This is a genomic window from Gordonia sihwensis, assembly GCF_029632925.1.
GTDB classification, from domain to species: Bacteria; Actinomycetota; Actinomycetes; order Mycobacteriales; family Mycobacteriaceae; genus Gordonia; species Gordonia sihwensis.
Map to the genome: position 1 here is coordinate 2,779,059 of NZ_CP121248.1, position 21,351 is coordinate 2,800,409.

The 21,351-nt window shown below is 69.1% G+C and carries 21 protein-coding genes; 9 read left to right on the forward strand and 12 right to left on the reverse strand.

The window, feature by feature from the left end; genetic code table 11:
- The first annotated feature begins 21 nt into the window (after positions 1-21).
- Positions 22-687: a trypsin-like serine protease gene (locus P5P27_RS13390; protein WP_006895938.1), complete on the forward strand. Its 666-nt coding sequence runs from the start codon at positions 22-24 to the stop codon at positions 685-687.
- Between the two features lie 82 nt (positions 688-769).
- Here P5P27_RS13390 and P5P27_RS13395 read toward each other — a convergent pair whose 3' ends face one another.
- The 5 genes from P5P27_RS13395 to P5P27_RS13415 form a co-directional block, all read right to left on the reverse strand.
- Positions 770-1,219, reverse strand: coding sequence for an SRPBCC family protein (locus tag P5P27_RS13395; protein WP_006895937.1), 450 nt, complete (start codon positions 1,217-1,219; stop codon positions 770-772).
- A gap of 122 nt (positions 1,220-1,341) precedes the next feature.
- Positions 1,342-1,782 (reverse strand): SRPBCC family protein, encoded by a 441-nt coding sequence (locus P5P27_RS13400; protein ID WP_006895936.1) that lies wholly within the window; start codon positions 1,780-1,782, stop codon positions 1,342-1,344.
- A gap of 149 nt (positions 1,783-1,931) precedes the next feature.
- Complete coding sequence (gene ilvC, locus P5P27_RS13405) at positions 1,932-2,933, reverse strand: ketol-acid reductoisomerase (RefSeq protein WP_174302284.1); 1,002 nt, start codon at positions 2,931-2,933, stop codon at positions 1,932-1,934.
- Positions 2,934-3,063: 130 nt separating this feature from the next.
- Entirely contained in the window at positions 3,064-3,564 is a 501-nt protein-coding gene (gene ilvN, locus P5P27_RS13410) for an acetolactate synthase small subunit (RefSeq protein ID WP_006895934.1), read from the reverse strand.
- Positions 3,561-5,468: an acetolactate synthase large subunit gene (locus P5P27_RS13415; protein ID WP_081598085.1), complete on the reverse strand. Its 1,908-nt coding sequence runs from the start codon at positions 5,466-5,468 to the stop codon at positions 3,561-3,563. Before P5P27_RS13415 ends, ilvN begins: the two co-directional genes overlap by 4 nt.
- Before the next feature lie 308 nt (positions 5,469-5,776).
- On the opposite strand from P5P27_RS13415, the gene P5P27_RS13420 reads away from it, so the two are divergent.
- The 3 genes from P5P27_RS13420 to ilvD all read left to right on the forward strand — a co-directional run bounded on the left by P5P27_RS13420 (position 5,777) and on the right by ilvD (position 9,563).
- Positions 5,777-6,184 (forward strand): PH domain-containing protein, encoded by a 408-nt coding sequence (locus P5P27_RS13420; protein WP_006895932.1) that lies wholly within the window; start codon positions 5,777-5,779, stop codon positions 6,182-6,184.
- A 50-nt stretch (positions 6,185-6,234) separates the two neighbouring features.
- Complete coding sequence (gene mgtE, locus P5P27_RS13425; protein WP_278124394.1) at positions 6,235-7,572, forward strand: magnesium transporter; 1,338 nt, start codon at positions 6,235-6,237, stop codon at positions 7,570-7,572.
- Between the two features lie 146 nt (positions 7,573-7,718).
- Positions 7,719-9,563 carry a dihydroxy-acid dehydratase gene (ilvD, locus tag P5P27_RS13430; protein WP_045538712.1) on the forward strand — a complete coding sequence of 615 codons (1,845 nt, stop codon included), beginning with the start codon at positions 7,719-7,721 and terminating at the stop codon, positions 9,561-9,563.
- Between the two features lie 82 nt (positions 9,564-9,645).
- Here the strand turns inward: ilvD and P5P27_RS13435 are convergent, their stop codons facing one another.
- On the reverse strand, positions 9,646-10,806 hold the full coding sequence (locus tag P5P27_RS13435) for a DoxX family membrane protein (protein ID WP_278124397.1): 1,161 nt from the start codon (positions 10,804-10,806) through the stop codon (positions 9,646-9,648).
- An 81-nt stretch (positions 10,807-10,887) separates the two neighbouring features.
- Between P5P27_RS13435 and P5P27_RS13440 the strand changes: the two genes are divergently transcribed.
- Entirely contained in the window at positions 10,888-12,030 is a 1,143-nt protein-coding gene (locus P5P27_RS13440) for a PQQ-dependent sugar dehydrogenase (protein WP_082083972.1), read from the forward strand.
- A gap of 12 nt (positions 12,031-12,042) precedes the next feature.
- On the opposite strand, the gene gatB is transcribed toward P5P27_RS13440, so the two are convergent.
- Positions 12,043-13,548, reverse strand: a complete 1,506-nt coding sequence (gene gatB / locus P5P27_RS13445; protein WP_006895927.1) for an Asp-tRNA(Asn)/Glu-tRNA(Gln) amidotransferase subunit GatB — start codon at positions 13,546-13,548, stop codon at positions 12,043-12,045.
- Positions 13,549-13,674: 126 nt separating this feature from the next.
- Between gatB and P5P27_RS13450 the strand changes: the two genes are divergently transcribed.
- Positions 13,675-13,917 carry a PspC domain-containing protein gene (locus P5P27_RS13450; RefSeq protein WP_006895926.1) on the forward strand — a complete coding sequence of 81 codons (243 nt, stop codon included), beginning with the start codon at positions 13,675-13,677 and terminating at the stop codon, positions 13,915-13,917.
- A 3-nt stretch (positions 13,918-13,920) separates the two neighbouring features.
- Here P5P27_RS13450 and P5P27_RS13455 read toward each other — a convergent pair whose 3' ends face one another.
- From P5P27_RS13455 to P5P27_RS13465, 3 genes are all read right to left on the reverse strand, one after another.
- Positions 13,921-14,952 (reverse strand): ATP-dependent 6-phosphofructokinase, encoded by a 1,032-nt coding sequence (locus tag P5P27_RS13455; RefSeq protein WP_006895925.1) that lies wholly within the window; start codon positions 14,950-14,952, stop codon positions 13,921-13,923.
- 110 nt (positions 14,953-15,062) lie between these two features.
- Positions 15,063-15,704, reverse strand: a complete 642-nt coding sequence (locus P5P27_RS13460; RefSeq protein WP_006895924.1) for a response regulator — start codon at positions 15,702-15,704, stop codon at positions 15,063-15,065.
- Between the two features lie 52 nt (positions 15,705-15,756).
- Positions 15,757-17,034: a sensor histidine kinase gene (locus tag P5P27_RS13465; RefSeq protein WP_278124402.1), complete on the reverse strand. Its 1,278-nt coding sequence runs from the start codon at positions 17,032-17,034 to the stop codon at positions 15,757-15,759.
- A gap of 167 nt (positions 17,035-17,201) precedes the next feature.
- On the opposite strand from P5P27_RS13465, the gene P5P27_RS13470 reads away from it, so the two are divergent.
- Positions 17,202-17,837, forward strand: a complete 636-nt coding sequence (locus P5P27_RS13470) for a hypothetical protein (protein ID WP_278124404.1) — start codon at positions 17,202-17,204, stop codon at positions 17,835-17,837.
- Entirely contained in the window at positions 17,834-19,066 is a 1,233-nt protein-coding gene (locus P5P27_RS13475) for an alpha/beta-hydrolase family protein (protein WP_006895921.1), read from the forward strand. The genes P5P27_RS13470 and P5P27_RS13475 overlap by 4 nt, the downstream gene beginning before the upstream one ends.
- Here P5P27_RS13475 and gatA read toward each other — a convergent pair.
- The gene (gene gatA / locus P5P27_RS13480; RefSeq protein ID WP_278124406.1) at positions 19,036-20,529 is read right to left on the reverse strand and encodes an Asp-tRNA(Asn)/Glu-tRNA(Gln) amidotransferase subunit GatA; all 1,494 of its coding nucleotides are present in this window, start codon (positions 20,527-20,529) and stop codon (positions 19,036-19,038) included. The two genes, P5P27_RS13475 and gatA, sit on opposite strands and share 31 nt — an antisense overlap.
- Positions 20,526-20,837: an Asp-tRNA(Asn)/Glu-tRNA(Gln) amidotransferase subunit GatC gene (gatC, locus tag P5P27_RS13485; RefSeq protein ID WP_006895919.1), complete on the reverse strand. Its 312-nt coding sequence runs from the start codon at positions 20,835-20,837 to the stop codon at positions 20,526-20,528. The genes gatA and gatC overlap by 4 nt, the downstream gene beginning before the upstream one ends.
- A 170-nt stretch (positions 20,838-21,007) precedes the next feature.
- Between gatC and P5P27_RS13490 the strand changes: the two genes are divergently transcribed.
- The gene (locus P5P27_RS13490) at positions 21,008-21,346 is read left to right on the forward strand and encodes a YbjQ family protein (RefSeq protein ID WP_006895918.1); all 339 of its coding nucleotides are present in this window, start codon (positions 21,008-21,010) and stop codon (positions 21,344-21,346) included.
- Positions 21,347-21,351 lie beyond the last annotated feature (5 nt).

Below are 21,351 nucleotides of genomic sequence, written 5' to 3' on the forward strand. Positions count from 1 at the left end.
CAAGTACTGAGCGGAGATGCAATGAAGAAGTTGACGGTGCTGCTCGCGGTTCTCGCCGCCGGCCTGTTGTCACTGGTCGGAGTCGGTACCGCCGATGCCGCACCCAAGGTTCCGCTCGGCGGCGGGTCCGGGATCCTCGTCCTCAAGGGAGGGAACAGCGCGGCGGCGTGCACGGTGACCACCGTGGGCCGTCCGACCACCGGGCCGCGAAAGGGACAGCTCATCGCCGTCACCGCCGGCCACTGCGGCAAGCCCGGTCAGCGAGTGATCTCGGAGAGCTTCCAGAGCCGCGGCCAGATCGGCACGGTCGTCTACTCGGCGTCGGACATCGACGTCGCGGTGATCGCGCTCAACTCGAACGTCGCTCCGACGCGCACCGTGCGCGGTGTCACGATCCGCAAGGTCAACACCACCCCGGTCCAGTTCCCGACCATCCTGTGCAAGGAAGGTCGCACCACCGGCAACACCTGCGGCGTCACCTGGTTCTCCGACGGCACCTCGCACTTCAGCCAGATGTGCGTCATCGAGGGCGATTCGGGCAGCCCCGTGGTGGTCGGAGATCAGCTGGTCGGCATGGTCAACGCCTACTACTTCCTGTCGTGCCTGGGACCGGAGACCGGGACCAACGCCAAGACGATCCTGAACCGGCTCAACAAGATCGGCTACAACAACTTCAAGCCGGTGTAGGCCGAAGCGGCCGACGAAACGACGCCGGGCCCCGAGACCTTCCGTCTCGGGGCCCGACGTCTGTCTGTGCCGGTGCGCGCGCTCAGGCGGCGTCGCTGCTCTCCACCGCGGCCCGGAGCGCCGCCTCGGTCTGCCTCACCGCCTGGCCGACGACGGGCTCGATGATCGCACCGAGCGCCCTGCCCGCCAGGCCGCCCGGCAGGTCGTAGTCGAAGTTCACATCCACCACGGTCTGCCCGTCGGCGCCGTCGGCGAACCGCCAGCCGGTCCGCACGTCGAAGCCGGCGATGGAGGTGAGGACGACGCACTCGTTCTCCACCCACTCGGTGACCCGAAGGGTGGATGTGAGGTTCTTCGGACCGATCTTCATGCAGGCCTCGTACGTGGCGCCGAGCCCGGACGTGTGGTCGGTGACGGGTGTGAACCGGGTGACGCCGAACATCCAGCTCGGAACGTTTCGGTAATCGTCGACGTACGCGAACACGCGGTCGCGCGACGCCTCGGTGGTCACGGTCTGGCGAACTCCCGGCATTGGTGACTCCTGGGGATCGATCGGTTGCGGTCGAACGGGCATTGCGGTGTGCCCGATGTTGTGCACACCACAATGCCATGCGCCGATGGCAAGGTTGATCCGCCCCCCGGGATCGCCGCCGGTCAGTCCTCGACGGCCGCCCTGATCTTCGCCTCCGTATGCTTCACGCCCTGTTCGGCGAAGGGGCCGATCAGTCCGCCGAGCACCTTGCCCGCGAGCCCGCCGGGCAGCGTGTACCCGAACACGACCCGGAGGACGGTGGTACCCGGCTCGTCACCGTCGGCGAACGTCCACGCGGTGTCGGCGCCGAAGCCCTTCACCGACTCGAGCCTGATCAGTTGTCCGTCGATCCATTCGGTACAGCGCACCGTCGACGTCAATTCCTTCGGGCCGACCCGGATGGCCGTCTCGAACTCGGAGTCCTGGCCGTGTGTCACCTCGGTGGTCGGCGTGAACCGACCGACCCCGAACATGTACTCGGGCACGTTCCGGTAGTCGTCCACGTACGAGAACACCGCCTCGCGTGGGGCCCCGATGACTGCCTCATGCCGGACTTCGCCCATCTGTTCTCCCCTTCTCGTCGCCGCGCGCGGTCGCCGCAGCACTGCGCAGCATGGTAGCGAGGGCATCCCGCCGGCGAACGCGGACGACCCCGCACCCGGGATCGGGTGCGGGGTCGTCGAAGAGGTGCGCCGGCGGTGGCCGCTGAGACTCAGGCGGTCTCGGTGATGGGGCGGTCGACCCAGCTCATCAGGTCGCGCAGCTTCTGGCCGGTGACCTCGATCGGGTGCTCGGCGTTCTGCTTGCGCAGCGCCTCGAGTTCCTTGTTGCCGCCCTCGACGTTGGCGACGAGACGCTTGACGAAGGTGCCGTCCTGAATGTCCTTCAGGATGGCGCGCATGCGCTCCTTGGTGTCGGCGTCGATGACGCGCGGGCCCGACAGGTAGCCGCCGAACTCAGCGGTGTCCGAGACCGAGTAGTTCATGCGGGCGATGCCGCCCTCGTACATGAGGTCGACGATCAGCTTGAGCTCGTGCAGGACCTCGAAGTAGGCCATCTCCGGTGCGTAGCCGGCCTCCACCATGACCTCGAAACCGGTCTTGACCAGCTCCTCGGTGCCGCCGCAGAGCACGGCCTGCTCACCGAAGAGGTCGGTCTCGGTCTCTTCCTTGAAGGTGGTCTTGATGACGCCGGCGCGGGTACCGCCGATGCCCTTGGCGTAGCTCAGCGCCAGCGCCTGGGCCTCGCCCTTCGGGTCCTGATCGACGGCGATGAGCGCCGGGACGCCCTTGCCGTCGACGAACTGACGGCGGACCAGGTGGCCCGGTCCCTTCGGCGCGACCATCGCGACGGTCACGTTGGCCGGCGGCTTGATCAGGTCGAAGTGGATGTTGAGGCCGTGCCCGAAGAACAGCGCGTCGCCGTCGTTCAGGTTCGGTGCGATGTCATCGGTGAAGATCTGCGCCTGGCTGGTGTCCGGAGCCAGCAGCATGATGACGTCGGCCCAGGCGGCGGCCTCCGCCGCGGTCATGACCTTCAGCCCCTGCTCGGCCGCCTTCTCGCGGGACTTGGAGCCCTCGCGCAGACCGATGGCGACCTCGACACCCGAGTCGCGCAGCGACAGCGAGTGTGCGTGGCCCTGGCTGCCGTAACCGATCACGGCCACCTTGCGGCCCTGGATGATCGACAGGTCGGCGTCATCGTCGTAGAACATCTCGACTGCCACAGTGGAATCCCTTCAATACGAAATATTTGTGTTGTGTGTCGTGACCATTCAACCCGTCGGTGTGACGGTGGCCGCGACCGGGGTCTGACGCTTCACTCGGCGAACCGAGCTCGAGATGTCAGCGGTTGGCGGACATGCTCTTGGGGCCGCGGCCGAGCGTGACACCGCCCGACTGCGCGATCTCCCGAATGCCGTACGGGTCCAGCATCCGCAGGAGCGCCTCGAGCTTGTCCGAGGTTCCGGTGGCCTCGACGGTCACCGACTCCGGTGAGACGTCGACGACCTTGGCGCGGAACAGATTCACCACGTCGATCACTTCGCTCCGGTTGGACGCGTCGGCGCGGACCTTGATCAGCATCAGTTCGCGGGAGACCGAGTTCGCCGGCTCCTGCTCCACGATCTTGATCACGTTGACGAGCTTGTTGAGCTGCTTGGTGACCTGCTCCAGCGGGAAGTCCTCCACCGAGACCATGATGGTCATCCGCGAGATGCCCTTCAGCTCGGTGGGACCGACAGCGAGGGACTCGATGTTGAATCCGCGCCGGGAGAACAGGCCCGAGACGCGGGCGAGCACGCCCGGACGGTCTTCGACCAGAACGCTCAGAGTATGGGTGCTCACTGCTGGTTCCCTTCGCTCGTGGCCTGCTCACGAATCATTGCGTCGTGGATCTCCGCCGGGTCGGCGGCCGACTCCTCGTCGTCGAACAGCGGCCGGATGTCGCGCGCGGCCATGATCTCGTCGTTGCCGGTGCCTGCGGCGACCATCGGCCACACCTGGGCATCCTTGCCGACGATGAAGTCGATGACCACCGGGCGGTCGTTGATCTCCTGGGCCTTCGCGATCGTCGGTGCGACGTCCTCTTCGCGCTCCACGCGGAAGGCGACACAGCCCAGCGCCTCGGCGAGCTTGAGGAAGTCCGGGATCATCCGCGAGTGCGTCGCCAGATCGGTGTTCGAGTACCGCTCGTCGTAGAACAGCGTCTGCCACTGACGGACCATGCCGAGATTGCCGTTGTTGATCAGTGCGACCTTGATCGGGAAGCCCTCGATGGCGCAGGTGGCCAGCTCCTGATTGGTCATCTGGAAGCATCCGTCGCCGTCGACCGCCCAGACCTCCTTGTCCGGAGCCGCGGCCTTGGCGCCCATCGCCGCCGGAACCGAGTAGCCCATCGTTCCCAGGCCGCCCGAGTTGAGCCAGGTGCGCGGCTTCTCGTACTTGACGAACTGCGCGGCCCACATCTGGTGCTGGCCGACGCCCGCGACGTACACGGCGTCGGGGCCGGCGGCCTTGCCGAGCTGCTCGATGACGTACTCCGGCGACAACGAGCCGTCGGACTGCTTGTCGTAGCTCAGCGGGTAGGTGTTGCGGATGTCCCGCAGGTACTCCCACCAGTCGACCATGTCCGGCTTGGCCCCGCCCGCGGCGAGGTCGGCGCGGATGGCCTCGATCAAGTCGGCGATGACGGCCTTGGCGTCACCGACGATCGGGACGTCGACCTCGCGGTTCTTGCCGATCTCCGCCGGATCGACGTCGGCGTGGATCACCTTGGCCTCCGGAGCGAAGGACGAGAGCTGTCCGGTGACCCGGTCGTCGAAGCGGGCGCCGAGGGTGATCAGCAGATCGCTGCGCTGCAGGGCGGCGACGGCGCCGACCGCGCCGTGCATGCCGGGCATGCCCATGTGCAGATCGTGGCTGTCGGGGAACGCGCCGCGCGCCATCAGCGTCGTGACGACGGGGATGCCGGTCAGTTCGGCGAGTTCACGCAGCTCCTCGGAGGCCTCGGCCTTGATGACGCCGCCGCCGACGTACAGCACGGGACGCTTCGACTGCGCGATCATCCGCGCGGCCTCACGGATCTGCTTACCGTGCGGCTTGGTGACCGGACGGTAGCCGGGCAGTTCGAACTGCGGCGGCCACGAGAACGTGGTCTGCGCCTGCAGGATGTCCTTCGGGATGTCGACGAGCACCGCGCCGGGCCGGCCCGACTCCGCGATGTAGAAGGCCTCGGCGATGATCCGGGGGATCTCCGCCGCGCTGCTGACCAGGAAGTTGTGCTTGGTGATCGGCATCGTGATTCCGGAGATGTCGGCTTCCTGGAAGCCGTCGGTGCCGATGAGCGAGCGCCCGACCTGGCCGGTGATCGCGACCACCGGGACCGAGTCCATCTGGGCGTCGGCCAACGGCGTCACCAGGTTGGTGGCGCCCGGGCCGGACGTCGCCATCATGACGCCGGCACGGCCGGCGACCTGTGCGTAGCCGGTGGCCGCGTGTCCGGCGCCCTGCTCGTGACGGACGAGCACGTGCCGGACCCGCTGCGAGTCGAGCAGGGGGTCGTAGACCGGGAGCACGGCGCCGCCGGGAATGCCGAACACGACCTCCACGCCGAGCTCTTCGAGCGACCGGACCACGGACTGCGCGCCCGTGACCCGCTCGGGTGCGACGACGGCGCCCGGTGAGCGCATGCCCTCGGTGGACGGCGACTGCGGTCGGGTCGACGACCCGCGTGCTGTTGGAGTACTCACTGCACGATCCTCATCCTCTTGTGTTCTGCTCTTCCACGCGATTCCCGATCAGGCCGGAGGGACTTCTCGTCCGGCTCCCGACAAGAAAAAACCCCCGCCAGCGAGGCTGTGCGAGGGGCGCGTCGTAATTGGTATCTGAAGGTCTACGAAGTGACCGATCAGGCGTCGACGCGCCGACCGATTACTACGAGAAGCTTCTGATTCATCACGTGGACAAAGTAGGCCAGTTCCGGGTCTCGCGTCAAATCATTCCCTCTCGCCCGAAGCTGTGACCTGCGCCCGGCGCGGTGCGTGAGACAATGGGGAATATGAGTGAGTCGTCCAAGGTCTTCTCCATCTCGCGCATCGCTTACTTCGCGGTGCCGGTCGCGTTTCTGCTCGTCATCATGCTGATGGGGATCTCGGTCGCCGGCTTCGCCTGGACCGTCATCGTGCCGATCGCGCTGGCGTGGTGGATTCACCGGCTCCGCACCATCGTCGACGAGCAGGGCGTCACCGCCGTCGGCACCTTCGGCACCAGCCGCCTCCCGTGGCACGACGTCGACGGCATCCGGTTCCCGCGCTGGGGCGCGGTGCGCCTGGTGGCCCGAGACGGATCGAGCGTGCGGCTGCCCGCGGTCGGCTTCTCCGATCTGCCCGCGCTGTCGAACGCCAGCGGCGGCCGCATCCCCGATCCGTTCGCCGCCGAGCGGGACGCCCGACTGTCCGCTCGCTGACCGGGGCGCTCGCCGCGCCCGCATCCGCCAACGACGCCGACACGGAGCCCATGACGACACTCACCGCCAAGGCCCTGCAGAGCGCCATCGACGACGGCCGGCTGGCCTTCGTGGGCCGCGAACTCTCGCAACTGGCCCCGCAGGACGCCGCCGCTATCCTCGACGCGATGGACGAGGGCGACCGGACCATCGCCTTCCGGCTGCTCGCCAAGGACGACGCCGTGCAGGTCTTCGACGACCTCAGCTCCACCGCGCAAGCCGCGTTGATCAGTTCGCTCGGGACCGCGGAGGTGGCCGACGCCTTCGACCATCTGGACCCCGACGACCGCGCGGAGCTGCTCGACGAGCTCCCCGCGAACGTCGCCAAGGCGCTGATCCGCTCCCTCTCCCCCGCCGAGCGCGAGACGACGGCGGTGGTCCTGGGGTTCCGGCGCGGGTCGGTGGGACGCCGGATGAGTCCGGAGTTCGTGCACGTCTTCCCCGACGACGACTGCCGCACGGCGATCGAGCGGATCAAGGCGCGCGGGCGGCACGCCGAGACCATCTACACGGTGCCCGTGGTGGACCACCAGCGCCGCCTGATCGGCGTGGCGAGCCTGCGCGATCTGCTGCTCTCGGATCCGGACACCGATGTCGCCGAGCACACGAAGGCGCCGATCTTCGCCTACGCCGCCGAACCGGCCGAGTCGGCCGCCCAGCGCTGTATCGACCGGTCGATCATGGCGATGCCCGTGGTCGACAACGAGGACCGACTGCTCGGCGTCCTGACCCTCGACGACGCCGCCGAGGTGGTCGAAGCGGCCCGCGACGAGGACGAGGCGCGCGCCGGCGCCCGCGAGATGCTGAAGACGCCGTACCTGCAGGCCTCGACGTTCGCGATCACCCGCGCGCGAGTGGTGTGGCTGTTCGTGCTGGCGATCTCGGCGATCCTCACGGTGAACGTCCTGGAGATCTTCGAGGGCACACTGGAGCAGAAGGTGGCCCTCGCACTGTTCATTCCGCTCTTGACCGGCATCGGCGGCAACACCGGCTCGCAGGCGGCGACCACGGTGACCCGTGCGCTCGCCACCGACGAGGTGACCACCTCCGACGTGCTCCGAGTCGCGGGCAAGGAGATGAGCGTCGGCGTCACCATGGGCGCCGCCCTCGGCGTCGTCGGATTCCTCGTCGCAGGACTGGTCTACGACATCGGCATCGGTACCGTCATCGGGCTGACCATCCTCTCGGTCTGCACGGTCGCGGCGACCGTCGGCGGCATCATGCCGCTGGTGGCGCGCTCCATCCACGTCGATCCCGCGGTGTTCTCCACCCCGTTCATCTCCACCTTCTGCGATGCGACGGGTCTGATCATCTACTTCTCGATCGCCAAGGCGGTCCTGCAGATCTGAAGCCCCCGCGCCCCGGCGGATTCCGCCGTCGGCGTCGCCGGTACCGAGGCCGGGAATAACTCTGGACAGCTGAGCGTAAAGTTGAAGGACATCCCGGATCGTCAGCCCGTCCGGGTCCAGTTCAGCGATTTCTAGCGAGGAATTCCATGCCAGCCCTGCGGTCTCGCACCACAACCGTCGGCCGTGAAGCCGCCGGCGCCCGCGCCCTCTGGCGCGCCACCGGTATGACCGACGACGATTTCGGGAAGCCGATCATCGCGATCGCCAACTCGTACACCCAGTTCGTCCCGGGTCACGTGCATCTGAAGAACGTCGGCGAGATCGTCGCCGACGCCGTGCGCGAGGCCGGCGGCGTGGCCAAGGAGTTCCACACCATCGCCGTCGACGACGGCATCGCGATGGGTCACGGCGGCATGCTGTACTCGCTGCCGAGCCGCGAGATCATCGCCGACTCCGTCGAGTACATGGTGAACGCGCACACCGCCGACGCCCTGGTCTGCATCTCGAACTGCGACAAGATCACGCCGGGCATGCTCAACGCCGCGATGCGTCTCAACATCCCCACCGTGTTCGTCTCCGGCGGACCGATGGAGGCGGGCACATCGGTCGTCATCAACGGCGTCGTGCGCCCGGGCACCGACCTGATCGACGCGATCTCGGCGTCCGCCGACAGCAACGTCGACGACAAGGAACTGCTGGAGGTGGAGCGGTCCGCCTGTCCGACGTGCGGGTCGTGCTCCGGCATGTTCACCGCCAACTCGATGAACTGCCTCACCGAAGCGCTCGGGCTGTCGCTGCCCGGCAACGGATCGACGCTGGCCACCCAGGTCGCACGCCGCGACCTGTTCACGCGCGCCGGCGAGCTGATCGTCGACATCGCGAAGCGCTACTACCAGGACGACGACGAGTCGGTGCTGCCGCGCAACGTCGCCACCCGCCAGGCCTTCGAGAACGCCATGGCGCTCGACGTGGCGATGGGCGGATCCACCAACACCGTTCTGCACATCCTGGCCGCGGCCCAGGAGGGCGAGGTGGACTTCGATCTGAAGGACATCGACCGCATCTCACGTAACGTTCCGTGCCTGGCCAAGGTGGCGCCCAATTCACCGAAGTACTACATGGAGCACGTGCATCGCGCCGGCGGCATCCCCGCGATCCTCGGTGAACTGAACCGCGCCGGTCTGCTCAACACCGACGTCCATCCCGTTCACGCGCCGTCGCTCGAGAGCTACCTCGCCGACTGGGACATCCGTGGCGGCACGGCCACCGATCAGGCGATCGAACTGTTCCACGCGGCCCCGGGCGGCGTCCGCACCACCGAACCGTTCTCCACCTCCAACCGCTGGGAGTCGCTCGACACCGATGCCGCCGACGGCTGCATCCGCGACAAAGAGCACGCCTACACCGTCGAAGGCGGACTGTGCGTGCTGCACGGCAACCTGGCCCGGGACGGCGCCATCCTGAAGACCGCCGGCGTCGACGAGTCGCTGTGGCACTTCCAGGGCCCGGCGCGCGTCGTCGAGAGCCAGGAGGACGCGGTGCACGCCATCCTGTCGAAGGAACTGCAGGCGGGCGAGGTGCTGGTGATCCGCTACGAGGGGCCCGCCGGCGGGCCCGGCATGCAGGAGATGCTGCATCCGACGGCCTTCATGAAGGGCACCGGCATGGGGAAGAAGTGCGGTCTGGTCACCGACGGCCGCTTCTCGGGCGGATCGTCGGGCCTGGTGATCGGCCACGCCTCCCCGGAGGCCGCGGCCGGCGGCGACATCGGTCTGGTGGAGAACGGCGACGAGATCCTCATCGACGTGAAATCCCGCACCCTCAAGGTCCTCGTCGACGACGAGACCCTGGCGGAGCGTCGCGCCAAGATGGAAGCCTCCGAGCACCCGTGGACGCCGCGCGACCGCCAGCGTCCGGTCACCAAGGCGCTTCGCGCGTACGCGAAGCTCGCGGCCTCCGCCGACAAGGGCGCCGTCCGCGTCGTCGACTGAACACTGTCGGCTGAAAGCACTCATGCCGTATTCCGTGACCCGATTCGGGTCACGGAATACGGCATATGAGTTCAGGAGTGCGTCAGGACGTCGGGTTCCCCGGCGAATCGAGCGGATTGGTGCCGTTGAAAGCGATCCAGACGGCCACGGCGACGCCGACGCCGACGATGAACCAGGCGGCCGAACCCCAGGCCGGCCTGCGCGACCATCCCCAGCGACGGTCGAAGGAGTAGGTGCCGGGCCCGGTGAGGATCAGCGCCGCCGCCGCGGCGGCCAGCACGATCTCCAGTTCGAGCCCGTTGCCTCCGCCGTCGGCCGAGAAGAACCAGAGGCCGCCGGCGAGCGTCGCCTTGTAGGTGCCTGCCACCAGGATGCTGCTCAGCACCGCCGCCCCGGCGATCGGCGTCAGCAGCCCCAGGATCAGCAGGATGCCGCCCGCGGTCTCACTGACTCCGGCGACGAGTGAGAGCGCCGTCGTGGCGTTGTCGTGGAACCCGATGCCGGGATTCGGCTTGTTGGCGAGGAACTGCGCGAAGCCGTCCGGCCCGGGTCCGTTCAACCAGCCGGTGAGCTTCTGGAGACCGTGCAGGGTGAACGTCACGCCCACCACCACGCGCAGAATGAGCAAGCCGAGATCGAGCGTTCCGCGCCGGATCACCGGCTCCGGAGCCTGGGCGACGTACTCCTCTTCGTCGCGCGGCTGCGGTGCCCCCACGTAGTCGTCTTCGGGCTCGAGCAGCGGTGCGGTGGGCTGCGGCTCGATGTAAGGCAGCGGCGGTTCGGTGAGATGCTCCGCGTATCCCCTGCGCTCGCCGGGGTCCTCACCGTCGTCCTCGTCGTTGACGAAGGGCTCGGTGTGCACCGGCTCGTCCGACGAGCTCTTCTTGATCGGGCTCTCCGTGGCTGCGGCACCCCCCGAACTGATGATCACCGCGGTCTTCGCGTCATCGTCCGGCGGTGAACCGTCGGGCAGCGTGGCTACGGGTTCGGTCGGCTCGGTGACCGGCAGCGTCTCAGTGGGCGACTCGTCGAGTTCGACGGCCTCCTCGCGTGCGGCCTTCTCGTCGATCGCATCCTGAACCGCGGGCTCCGGCCTGCGGCCGTGCCTGTCGAAGAAGCTGTCGTTGTCGGGCTTCGGCCGACGCACCCGAGGTCGCTCGATGGCGTCGGTCGGTTCATCGTACGGACTGCCCGCAGCCGACGGATCCCCTCCGGTCCCTGGCTTGTCATCGGAACTACTCACGGTTACCGACTCTATGGCCGTGCGCCCGCGTGAGGGCCGAGCGGCACCCGACGATTTGGTAACGATCGTTAGAGTGGTGGAATGCCATCACACTCCCGGACTGCCGGCCGCGCGCTGCTCGCCGCGGCGTCCGCGGTGGCCGTCGTATTGGCGTCGACGTCGTGTGTGAACTTCAGCGAAGAGGACCAGGCCGCCGACCAGGGTTCCTTCACTGCGCCGCCCACCATGCAGCAGGCCCCCGAGCAGCCTCCGGCGCCTCCGTCGGACGATCAGGGCGGCGGTCCCCCGCCGACCGGGCCCTGCGTCGACCCGGATCCGGCGGTGATCGCCACGTGTCTGGCGTCCACCGGAGGTGTGCGGCCCGCGGACTCGTCGGGACGCAGTACGTACGTCGCCGAACGGACCACCGGCAAGATCATTCTGTCCAAGCGGTACGGTCCGCAGCGTGCGGTCGCCGGCGTGGAGGTGGACGCCTCCGGCGACGGCGGGCTCGTCGACTTCGAGATGTCGCCCACGTACGCCGAGGATCAGCTGATCTACGCGCTGATCACCACCGGGTCCGACAATCGCGTGGTCCGGATCGCCCCCACCGGGTCGGTGAAGCCGATTCTCACCGGTATCCCGAAGGGCGCGACCGGCAACATGGGATCGATCTCGTTCGCGTCGCCGACCGAGCTCATCGTCGCGACCGGCGATGCGGGCGATCCGGCCGCCGCGTCGAACCCGGCCTCGCTCGCGGGCAAGATCTTCTCGATCGACCCGAACGTCGCGGACCCGAAGCCCGACATCCGTGCGTCGGGGCTCGGGTCGAACGTCGCGCTCTGCCCGTCACCGGCCTCCGACGGCCAGCTGTACGTCGCCGACAGCGGCGCGCCGGGCGATCGGCTCTCCCTGGTCGGCCCTCGCGGTCTGCAGACGCTGTGGAGCTGGCCCGATCGGCCGGGGGTGAGCGGCTGCGCCGTCGGCAAGGACTGGATAGCGGTGTCGATCGCCAAGGCACAGCGGCTCGACACGTTCATGCGGCCGGCCGCCGGAAGCACATCGGTCGGCAAGCCGAGCCCGCAGGACTTCCGCAAGTCGTACGGAGCGGTGGGCCGCATGACCAGTGTCGCGGGGGCGGCGCAGATGGCCACCGTCAACAAGGCCACCCGAGGTGCGGACGTGAAGAGCTACGACGATCGCGTCGCGATCTACCTCCCGAAGGCCGGCGAAGACCTCACCTGAGCGCGCGCATCATCACTCGCACGCGGCGAGGACCAGTTCCTTGACGCGGGCCGGGTCGGCCTGACCGCGGGTCGCCTTCATGACATCGCCGACGATCTTGCCTGCCGCCTGCACCTTGCCGCTGCGAATCTTGTCGGCGATATCGGGGTTCGCGGCGAGTGCCTCGTCGACCGCCTTCTGCAGCGCGGAATCGTCCCGGACCACCTCGAGACCGCGATCGGCGACGATCTGCGCGGGCTCGCCCTCACCGTCGAGCACGGCGACGACCACCTGCTGGGCCAGTTTGTTGGTCAGCTTGCCCTCGTCGACCATGCCGATCACCTCGGCGACCTGCTTGGGAGTGATGGCGAGTTCCGCCAGCTCCATCTCGCGGGTGTTGGCCTGCTGGGCCAGGAACGACACCCACCAGCTGCGGGCGGCGTCGGGTGAGGCACCCGCTTCGGCCGTCTCGATGATGAGGTCGACGGCGCCGACGTTCACCAGATCGCGCATCACCTCGTCGGACACGCCCCACTCCTCCTGGATGCGGGCGCGGCGGATCCACGGCAACTCCGGCAGAGTGGCGCGCAGCGAATCCACCCACTCCGGGCTCGCGAGCACCGGGGGCAGGTCCGGCTCCGGGAAGTAACGGTAGTCCTCGGCGGTCTCCTTGCGACGGCCCGCCGACGTGGTTCCGTCCGACTCGTGGAAGTGCCTGGTCTCCTGGATGATCTCGCCGCCGGCCGACAGGATCGCGGCCTGCCGGCTCATCTCGAACCGGACCGCGGCCTCGACCGACTTGAGCGAGTTGACGTTCTTGGTCTCGGTGCGGGTGCCGAACTCGGCGGCGCCCTTGGGCATCAGCGACAGGTTCACGTCGCAGCGCATCGATCCCTGGTCCATGCGGACGTCGGACACGTCGAGCGACTTGAGCAGATCGCGCAGGGCGGTCACGTACGCGCGGGCCACCTCCGGTGCGCGCTCGCCCGCACCCTCGATGGGGCGGGTCACGATCTCGACGAGCGGGACGCCCGCGCGGTTGTAGTCGAGCAACGAGTGACTGGCACCGTGGATGCGCCCGGTGGCGCCGCCGATGTGCAGCGACTTACCGGTGTCCTCCTCCATGTGGGCGCGCTCGATCTCCACCCGCCAGGTGGTGCCGTCGCTCAGCAGCACGTCGAGGTAGCCGTCGTAGGCGATCGGCTCGTCGTACTGACTGATCTGATAGTTCTTCGGCTGGTCCGGGTAGAAGTAGTTCTTCCGCGCGAACACGCTCGACTCCCGGATCGAGCAGTTCAGCGCCAAGCCGATGCGCGCGGCGGATTCGACGGCCTTCGCGTTGGCGACCGGAAGCGCCCCCGGCAGACCCAGGCAGGCGGGGCACACCTGGGTGTTCGGCTCGCCGCCGAACGTGGTCGGGCAACCGCAGAACATCTTGGTCGCCGTGCCGAGCTCGACGTGGACCTCCATGCCCATGACCGGGTCGTAAGTCTCGATGACGTCGTCGAAGTCCATCAGTTCGTCGATAGCGGCACTCATGCGTCCCATCGTATCTGGGGGCCGAAGTCAGGGTGCTTCCCGATGCCCGATAGCGCCGCCGGGGCCTACGTTCGAGTCATCGGGCGGACGCCCGAACCGAGACCGATCCGAACCGAGGAGAACACCATGACCGATCCAGCCCTTCCGGGAGCCGGCGACGCGTACGACGCCGAGCCCGTCCGCCCCGCCAAACGACTCACCCGCTCGACCACCGACAAGATGATCGGCGGTGTCGCGGGCGGCATCGCCGAGTACTTCGGAATCGACTCCACTTGGGTCCGCGTCGCCTTCGTCGCGTCGATCATCCTCCCGGGCCCGCAGGTGCTTCTGTACCTGCTGCTCTGGGCGATCATCCCGAAGAACCGCTAGCCCTCAGCCGAAGATCGCGCGCGCTCCGCGGTAGTACTCGAGCGGCACCGTCTTGGTGTGGCCCACGGCCTCCTCGAAGGGGACCCGGACGATGTCGGTGCCGCGCAGTGCCACCATGGACCCCCACCCCGCGTCCGCGACGAGGTCGCTCACCGCCTGGCCGAAGCGGGTGCCGAGGACCCGGTCCCATGCGCTGGGCACACCGCCGCGCTGGATGTAGCCGAGCACCGTGGCGCGTGTGGCGATCCCGGTCCGTTCCTCGATGAGCGGCGCGAGGATCTCGCCGATCCCGCCCAGCCGCGGCCGGTTGAACTCGTCCATGCCCTTGTACGAGTGCGCCTGCTCCATCTCCGGCAGCATGAAGCCCTCGGCGACGACGACCATCGGCGAACGACCACGGTCGCGGACGCTGACCACCCACTCGCAGATCTGCTCGAGCGACTCCTGCTGCTCCGGAATGAGGATCGCGTGGGCGCCGGCCGCGACACCCGCGTACATCGCGATCCATCCGGCGTGCCTGCCCATCACCTCCAGAACCATGCACCGCTTGTGCGAATTGCCGGTGGTGCGCAGCCGGTCGACGGCCTCGGTCGCGATCTCGACCGCGGTGTTGAAACCGAAAGTGTAGTCCGTCGCCTGCAGGTCGTTGTCGATCGTCTTGGGCACGCCGACGATCGGAATGCCGTCGCCGAGCAGTCTGTTGGCGGCCGCCATGGTCCCGTCGCCGCCGACGGCGATGACGCCGTCCACCCCGATCCGCTGGAGTGCCCGCTTGATGTTCTCCGGCCCGCCGTCGGGTTCGGTGTACGGACCGAAGCGGCTGGTTCCCAGAATGGTGCCGCCCTGCTGGGAGATGCCTCGCACCACGGATCGGTCGAGGTCGATCGCCTCGCCGTACACCAGCCCCCAGAACCCGTCTCTGAATCCCACGAACTCCTGATCGTGGACCGTGCTGCCCTGCAGGACGGTTCCGCGGATCACCGCGTTGAGACCGGGGCAGTCTCCGCCGGATGTCAGAATGCCGAAGCGCGCCATCGGGTGCGACCCCTCTCTGAAAGGAAACCGGGTTCGCGTCCATCACAACACGATCCGTGCCCGGTGGCAGCACGTCGGCCAGTTCCGGACCGGTGCGCGGCATCGACCTCCTACTTCAGGCCGTTCTCGTAGGCGAAGACCACCGCTTGCGCGCGGTCGCGCAGACCCAGCTTGGCCAGCATGTTGCTCACATGGGTCTTCACCGTCTGTTCGGAGACGAACAGTTCGGCGGCGATCTCACCGTTCGACTTGCCGTCGGCGACGGTCAGGAGCACCTCGAGTTCCCGCGGGGTGAGCGAGTCGGCGGCCGCGGTGGCCTTGCGCGTGGTCCGGGAGGTGACCTGCTCGATCAGGCGTCTGGTGACCGAGGGCGCCAACAGCGCGTCGCCAGCGGCCACCACTCGGACCGCGCGCACGAGCTCGTCTGCCGGCGCGTCCTTGAGCAGGAAGCCCGACGCACCGATCCGCAGGGCGGCGTACACGTAATCGTCGATGTCGAAGGTCGTCAGCATCAGGACTCTGGTGGCCGACCCGCTGGAGATGATCTGCTCCGCGGCCCACAAGCCGTCGCGTCGCGGCATCCGGACGTCCATCAGGACCACATCGGGTTTGAGGCGGCGCACCTGGTCGACGGCGACCTGCCCGTCCTCGGCGTCCCCGAGCACGGTGATGTCGTCGGCGGCGCCCAGCAGTGCCGCGAAACCGGCGCGGACCATCGCTTGGTCGTCGGCGATGAGGACAGTGGTCGGCACGAGGGTCAGCCTAGTGCGCCGGGCCGCGGCGCGGCGCTCACGCCCGGGCGCTTCACGCGACCGCCCTCACCGACGGACCGATCGGCAGAGATGCGCGGACGGCGAAACCGCCGCCCGGCCGCGCCGCCGCGGTGAGACTCCCGCCGACGGCGTGGGCGCGTTCGGTCATTCCCAAGATGCCGTGCCCGCCGCCGACGGTCGCGCCGAGCGGCTGCGTCGCCAACCCGTTCACGATCTCGACGTCGAGTCTCCCCTCGTGCACGGGATCCTCCTCGATGCGGACCGCGATCGCCGCCCCGGGCGCATGGCGGGTGGCGTTCGTGACCGCCTCCTGAACGATCCGATACACGGCAGCGCCGACCGTCTGCGCCACCGACGAATGGTCGGAGGTGTCGGTCAGTTCCACATCCACGCCCACCGCCTGCACGCCCTCGATGAGTTCGGGGACGTCGCCGAGGCCCTGGACCGGAGCGAGCGCCGCGGTGTCCGCGGCGTCGCCGTGCGGGCGAAGCACGCCCAACAGCTGGCGCACCTCGTCGAGCGATTCGCGGGCGGCGTCGGCGATCGCGTCGAACTCCGCCTTGGCCCCGGGCCCCACCTCCTCGGCATCGGCGGCCGCGGCCAGCCGGTAGGGTGCGGTCTGCGCCATCACCACCACCATCGACATGCGGTGCGCGACGATATCGTGCAGGTCGCGAGCGATGCGGGAGCGTTCGGCGAGTACGGCCTCTCGGGCGCGCAGCACCTCGGTCTCCTCGGTCTGCTCCGCGATCTCGCGCTGCGAGCGAGCACGGTAGCGCAGGAACGCGACGGCCATGCCGACGACGACCAGCCCGAAGATCCAGCCCACCAGCGCATCGAAGGGCAGGCCGACGACGAAGGCGCCCGCGACGGCGGCCACCACCACCGGCAGCCGCTTGAGCGGCTGGGTCCACAGCGCCGCGACGGTCATCGCCAGCAGCGCCAGGAACAACGGGATCGGCATCGGCCACGGTCCGTCGTTGGGAACCAACGACGCGACGGCCGAGGTGATGACCGTGGACGCCCAGCCGTACCTGACCGCCTCCTCGCCGGCGAACACGAGCGCGATGCCGCCGCAGCCGAGGATCGCGAAGGCGGGCAGGAGGAACGCGGGCAGGCGAGTGACCTCGCCGAGCACCGGCCAGCACACCGAGATCATGCTGACCGCGGCCAGGGCGGCGAGCCAGTTGCGCCAGTGCGACAGGTATCGGTGCAGCGCCGGGTCGCTGATGCGGTCGAGCGCGATCCGGTCACGGACCCGCCCGACCGCGGCGGCGGTCCGGCGACGGACGGCAGAGGGAGACTTCACAGTTCGACCATAGGAGCCCGAGCCGGGTCGCCACCTCCCCCGCGAGAGTGAGATCCGACCGGTTCCCCAGTCGCAGGGTTCCCTGCGGTCTCACTCTTGCGCGCGGGGTGCAAGACCCCCGTTGCGAGCGATCCGGTGTGGTGCCACCCGGCCATAGCGTTCGGGACATGACCTCGAACACATCCCCTGGCTCAGCCGATTCCCCTGGGCGACAAGGTATCCGCCGGTGGGTCGTCCGGCTCTCGACCGGCGCGGCGTTGACCGTCGGAGTCCTCGGGCTGCTGCCGATCAGCTCGGCGCTGGCGGACTCGCATCGGGCCGCTCCCCCGGCCCGGCCGGCCACAGCCGCCGAACGCGCCATCGCGGACCTGGTCGGCGACCGTCCGCTCGACGCCATGCGCGATCTGCCCGCCGACTTCTCCCGACGACTCGGGTATCGACCGGTGGTGATCGACGGCCGCCCCCTCAACCCGGCCGGGGACTGTTCCTCGCCGGTCCCGTTGCCGGACCGATTCACCGACGCCTGCCGTGCGCACGATCTCGGATACGACCTGCTCCGGTACTCCGATTCCACCGGCCGGCCCGCGGGAGCCTGGGCTCGCACCGCCCTCGACGGCCGACTGATCGACGACATGCACGCCGTCTGCGACGATCCGCTGTGCCACGCCGCCGCCGAGACCGCGCGGACCGGCCTGGCGGTGAACACCTGGCGGCAGCATTCGGGCCCGCCGGTGCGCGAGTCGGGCGGCACGATCGTCCTCGGCTATCTCTCCCGAACCGCAGAGACAGTGGGGTTGCGATGAACCGCCTGCGGGTGCGTCCCGCGGTGGCCGCCGGCGCTCTCGCCGGTCGCCTGCTGGCTCTCGCCCCCGGCATGCTCCCCCGCTCCGCGCTGGTCGCCGCCGTCGCCGGCCTCGCGTTGACTCTTCTCGGGATGGCCGTCGGTGCCGGCGTCGGCGCGCTTCGAGACCGGATCGGTGACCGTCCACCTGCCCCGGTCTCTGGGGGCGTCCTCGCCGCCGGGCTCGTGGTCGCCGGTGCGGCCGTCGGGCTCGCGGCGCGTCACGAGTCGGCGGTCCGGGCCGCGGTGGGTGCCCCGCCGATCGGCCCCGGGTGGGTCCTGGCCGTGTGCGCGATCCCGGTCGCCGCCGCGGCCGCGGTCGTCGCGATCCCAGGACGGGTGTGGGCCGGCTTCGGAATGGTCGCGGTGGTCGCGGCGGCGTCGATCGGGCTGCCCGCGCCCGCACAGGCGTCGGGACCGGATGTTCCCGAGCGCCCCGTGATGCTCTACAGCCCGCTGAGCGAACCCGGCTCGGTCCGGGACCGCGCCGAGCGCCTGGCCGATCGCTGGGTGGCCGACGGCGGTCGCGAGGCACGCGCGGTCGTGGTGGCCGTGCCAACCGGCTCGGGATGGATCGACGCCGGAACGGTGGACGGCTTCACCGGGTACTTCGGCGGATCGGTCCGGGTCGTCGCCCTGCAGTACGACGACGTCGCGTCGTGGCGGGCGTTCATCTCCTCCCCGGATCGTGCGGGGACCTCCGCGTCCGCGGTCCTCGACGCCGTCTGGTCCCGTATCTCGGGCCTGCCCGAAGCGCGGCGGCCCCGCGTGTACCTCGCCGGGCAGAGCCTGGGAGCGGTGGGAGCCGACGCCGCGCGCCGCTGGGCGAACGACTCCGGGGTCGAACTCGCCGGGACAGTGCTCGCCGGGCCGCCGGCGGGGTCGGTCGACCGGGTCGCACCGTGCGAGCGGCGGGTGGTGCTGGCCAACGCCGACGATCCCGTCCCCGGGTTCGCTCCGTCGCTGCTGTGGCATCCGATCGACCGCATTCCCGGAGACGGCGACGACCGGCACCACAGCGAGTCTCCGCCGTGGCTGCCGGTCGTGTCGATGGTCGGTACCGTCCTCGACCTCGCGGGCTCACTGAAGGTTCCCGCGGGACACGGGCACCGTTACGGCGTCGAGCAGGGGCTCGCCGCCGGGAACATGCCGGCAGGCTGTCAGCCGACCGGCCCGCGGGCCGCCTCGTAGGCCGCACCGACCCGGTACAGCCGGTCGTCGGCCAGTGCCGGTGCCATGATCTGCAGGCCGACCGGGAGTCCGTCGTCGGAGGAGACCCCCGACGGAACCGACATCGCCGCGGTGCCCGCCAGGTTCACCGGCAGCGTGCACAGGTCGAACAGATACATCGACAGCGGATCGTCGACCTTCTCTCCGAGCTTGAACGGCGTGGTGGGGGTGGTCGGGGAGATCAGCACGTCGACGTCCTCGTATGCCGCGGCGAAGTCGCGAGCGATGAGCGTGCGCACCTTCTGCGCCTGACCGTAGAACGCGTCGTAGTAACCGGAGCTCAGCGCGTACGTCCCGATCATGATGCGGCGCTTGACCTCCGGGCCGAAGCCGGCCTCGCGGGTCAGTGCCATGACCTCGTCGGCGCTGTGCGAACCGTCGTCGCCGACCCGGAGCCCGTACCGCATCGCATCGAAGCGGGCCAGGTTGCTCGACACCTCCGACGGCAGGATCAGGTAGTAGGCGCCGAGCGCGTACGAGAAGTGCGGGCAGTCGACCTCGACGATCGTCGCGCCGAGATCGGTCAGCTGCTTGCACGCCGCCTGGAACGACTCCAGCACACCGGCTTGGTAGCCCTCGCCCTGCAACTGCTTCACCACGCCTATGCGCACACCCGACAGGTCGCCGGACGCGCCGGCGCGCGCGGCGCCGACGACATCGGGAATCGCCGCGTCGATCGAGGTGGAGTCGCGCGGATCGTGCCCGGCGATCACCTGGTGCAGCAGCGCCGTGTCGAGCACGGTGCGTCCGCAGGGGCCGCCCTGATCGAGCGACGACGCGCACGCCACGAGTCCGTAGCGCGACACGGTTCCGTAGGTCGGCTTGACGCCGACGGTCGCGGTGACCGAGGCCGGCTGTCGGATCGAGCCGCCGGTGTCGGTGCCGATGGCCAGCGGCGCCTGGTACGAGGCGAGTGCCGCGGCGCTGCCGCCGCCCGAACCGCCCGGAACACGCGTGGTGTCCCACGGATTCCGGGTCACCTGGTAGGCCGAGTTCTCGGTCGACGAGCCCATCGCGAACTCGTCCATGTTCGTCTTGCCGAGGATCGGGATGCCCGCGGCACGGAGCTTGGCCGTGACGGTCGCGTCGTACGGCGAGACCCATCCTTCGAGGATTTTGGACCCACAGGTGGTCGGGGCGTCGACGGTGGTGAAGACGTCCTTGAGCGCGATCGGGACGCCGGCCAGAGCGGACGGCGCCTCACCCGAAGCGATCGCCTGGTCGGCCGCCTCCGCCGCGGCGAGTGCTTCGTCGCCGCCGACGTGCAGGAATGCGCCCAGCTGTCCGTCGATCTGCTCGATGCGGTCGAGGTGTGCCCGGGTCACCTCGACCGACGACAGTTCGCGAGCGGCGATCTTGCCCGCGAGGTCGGCTGCGGACAGGCCCGTGATCTCGTTCGCGCTGCGGGTGTCGCTCACGCTCATTCCTCTCCCAGGATCTGCGGAACGGCGAAGCGCTCCTGTTCGACGGCGGGCGCCCCCGACAGCGCCTGTTCTGCGGTCAGGCTCGGGACGACGACGTCCTCGCGCAGCACGTCGCGCAACTCGGCGGGATGCGCGGTGGGCGGCACGTCGTCGGCGGCCACCTCTGAGATCTGCGCGACGTGGCTCAGGATCGAGTCGAGCTGCGCCGCGTAACGGTCGAGTTCGTCGTCGTCGAGCGCCAAGCGGGACAGTCGCGCGAGATGCGCGACCTCGTCCCGGCTGATCGCCGGCTGGGAATCGGTGGACATCGTCGACCTCTCTACACACGCACTCGTCACGGCGCACCGCACGAGCTCAGGACAGTGGGACTTGCCTACCAGGATATGCGGCCGCTTCGGACCGAGCCCGCGCGGGAGGTGTGCTCCGGGTGAATGATCGCGGAGTGGCCGGAGTGCACCGCACCGGTTAACTTGGACACATGATAATCGTCACCACCAACGAACTGCCGGGCTACCGGATCGAGCACGTGTTCGGCGAGGTGTTCGGCCTCACGGTGCGGTCGCGACACATCGGTTCCAACATCGGCGCCAGCTTCAAGTCGATCGCCGGTGGCGAACTCAAGGGCATCACCCAGTTGCTGCACGAGGCGCGTCATGAAGCGTTGAGTCGCTTGGCCGCCGAAGCTCAGAGCAAGGGGGCCAACGCGGTTCTCGCATTCCGCTTCGAGACGAATGAGTACGCCGGATCCGGCGGCGTCGAGGTGTGCGCGTACGGCACGGCTGTGGGCGTGCGTCCGCTCGAGCAGCAGCCGCGCTGACTCCG

What these genes read in the sequence shown, in the direction of transcription:
- P5P27_RS13390 (WP_006895938.1), top strand. Translation starts at nt 22, where the DNA reads ATGAAGAAGTTGACGGTGCTGCTCGCGGTTCTCGCCGCCGGCCTGTTG.
- P5P27_RS13395 (WP_006895937.1), bottom strand. Translation starts at nt 1,219, where the DNA reads ATGCCGGGAGTTCGCCAGACCGTGACCACCGAGGCGTCGCGCGACCGC.
- P5P27_RS13400 (WP_006895936.1), bottom strand. Translation starts at nt 1,782, where the DNA reads ATGGGCGAAGTCCGGCATGAGGCAGTCATCGGGGCCCCACGCGAGGCG.
- ilvC (WP_174302284.1), bottom strand. Translation starts at nt 2,933, where the DNA reads ATGTTCTACGACGATGACGCCGACCTGTCGATCATCCAGGGCCGCAAG.
- P5P27_RS13420 (WP_006895932.1), top strand. Translation starts at nt 5,777, where the DNA reads ATGAGTGAGTCGTCCAAGGTCTTCTCCATCTCGCGCATCGCTTACTTC.
- mgtE (WP_278124394.1), top strand. Translation starts at nt 6,235, where the DNA reads ATGACGACACTCACCGCCAAGGCCCTGCAGAGCGCCATCGACGACGGC.
- ilvD (WP_045538712.1), top strand. Translation starts at nt 7,719, where the DNA reads ATGCCAGCCCTGCGGTCTCGCACCACAACCGTCGGCCGTGAAGCCGCC.
- P5P27_RS13440 (WP_082083972.1), top strand. Translation starts at nt 10,888, where the DNA reads ATGCCATCACACTCCCGGACTGCCGGCCGCGCGCTGCTCGCCGCGGCG.
- gatB (WP_006895927.1), bottom strand. Translation starts at nt 13,548, where the DNA reads ATGAGTGCCGCTATCGACGAACTGATGGACTTCGACGACGTCATCGAG.
- P5P27_RS13450 (WP_006895926.1), top strand. Translation starts at nt 13,675, where the DNA reads ATGACCGATCCAGCCCTTCCGGGAGCCGGCGACGCGTACGACGCCGAG.
- P5P27_RS13455 (WP_006895925.1), bottom strand. Translation starts at nt 14,952, where the DNA reads ATGGCGCGCTTCGGCATTCTGACATCCGGCGGAGACTGCCCCGGTCTC.
- P5P27_RS13470 (WP_278124404.1), top strand. Translation starts at nt 17,202, where the DNA reads ATGACCTCGAACACATCCCCTGGCTCAGCCGATTCCCCTGGGCGACAA.
- P5P27_RS13475 (WP_006895921.1), top strand. Translation starts at nt 17,834, where the DNA reads ATGAACCGCCTGCGGGTGCGTCCCGCGGTGGCCGCCGGCGCTCTCGCC.
- gatA (WP_278124406.1), bottom strand. Translation starts at nt 20,529, where the DNA reads ATGAGCGTGAGCGACACCCGCAGCGCGAACGAGATCACGGGCCTGTCC.
- gatC (WP_006895919.1), bottom strand. Translation starts at nt 20,837, where the DNA reads ATGTCCACCGATTCCCAGCCGGCGATCAGCCGGGACGAGGTCGCGCAT.
- P5P27_RS13490 (WP_006895918.1), top strand. Translation starts at nt 21,008, where the DNA reads ATGATAATCGTCACCACCAACGAACTGCCGGGCTACCGGATCGAGCAC.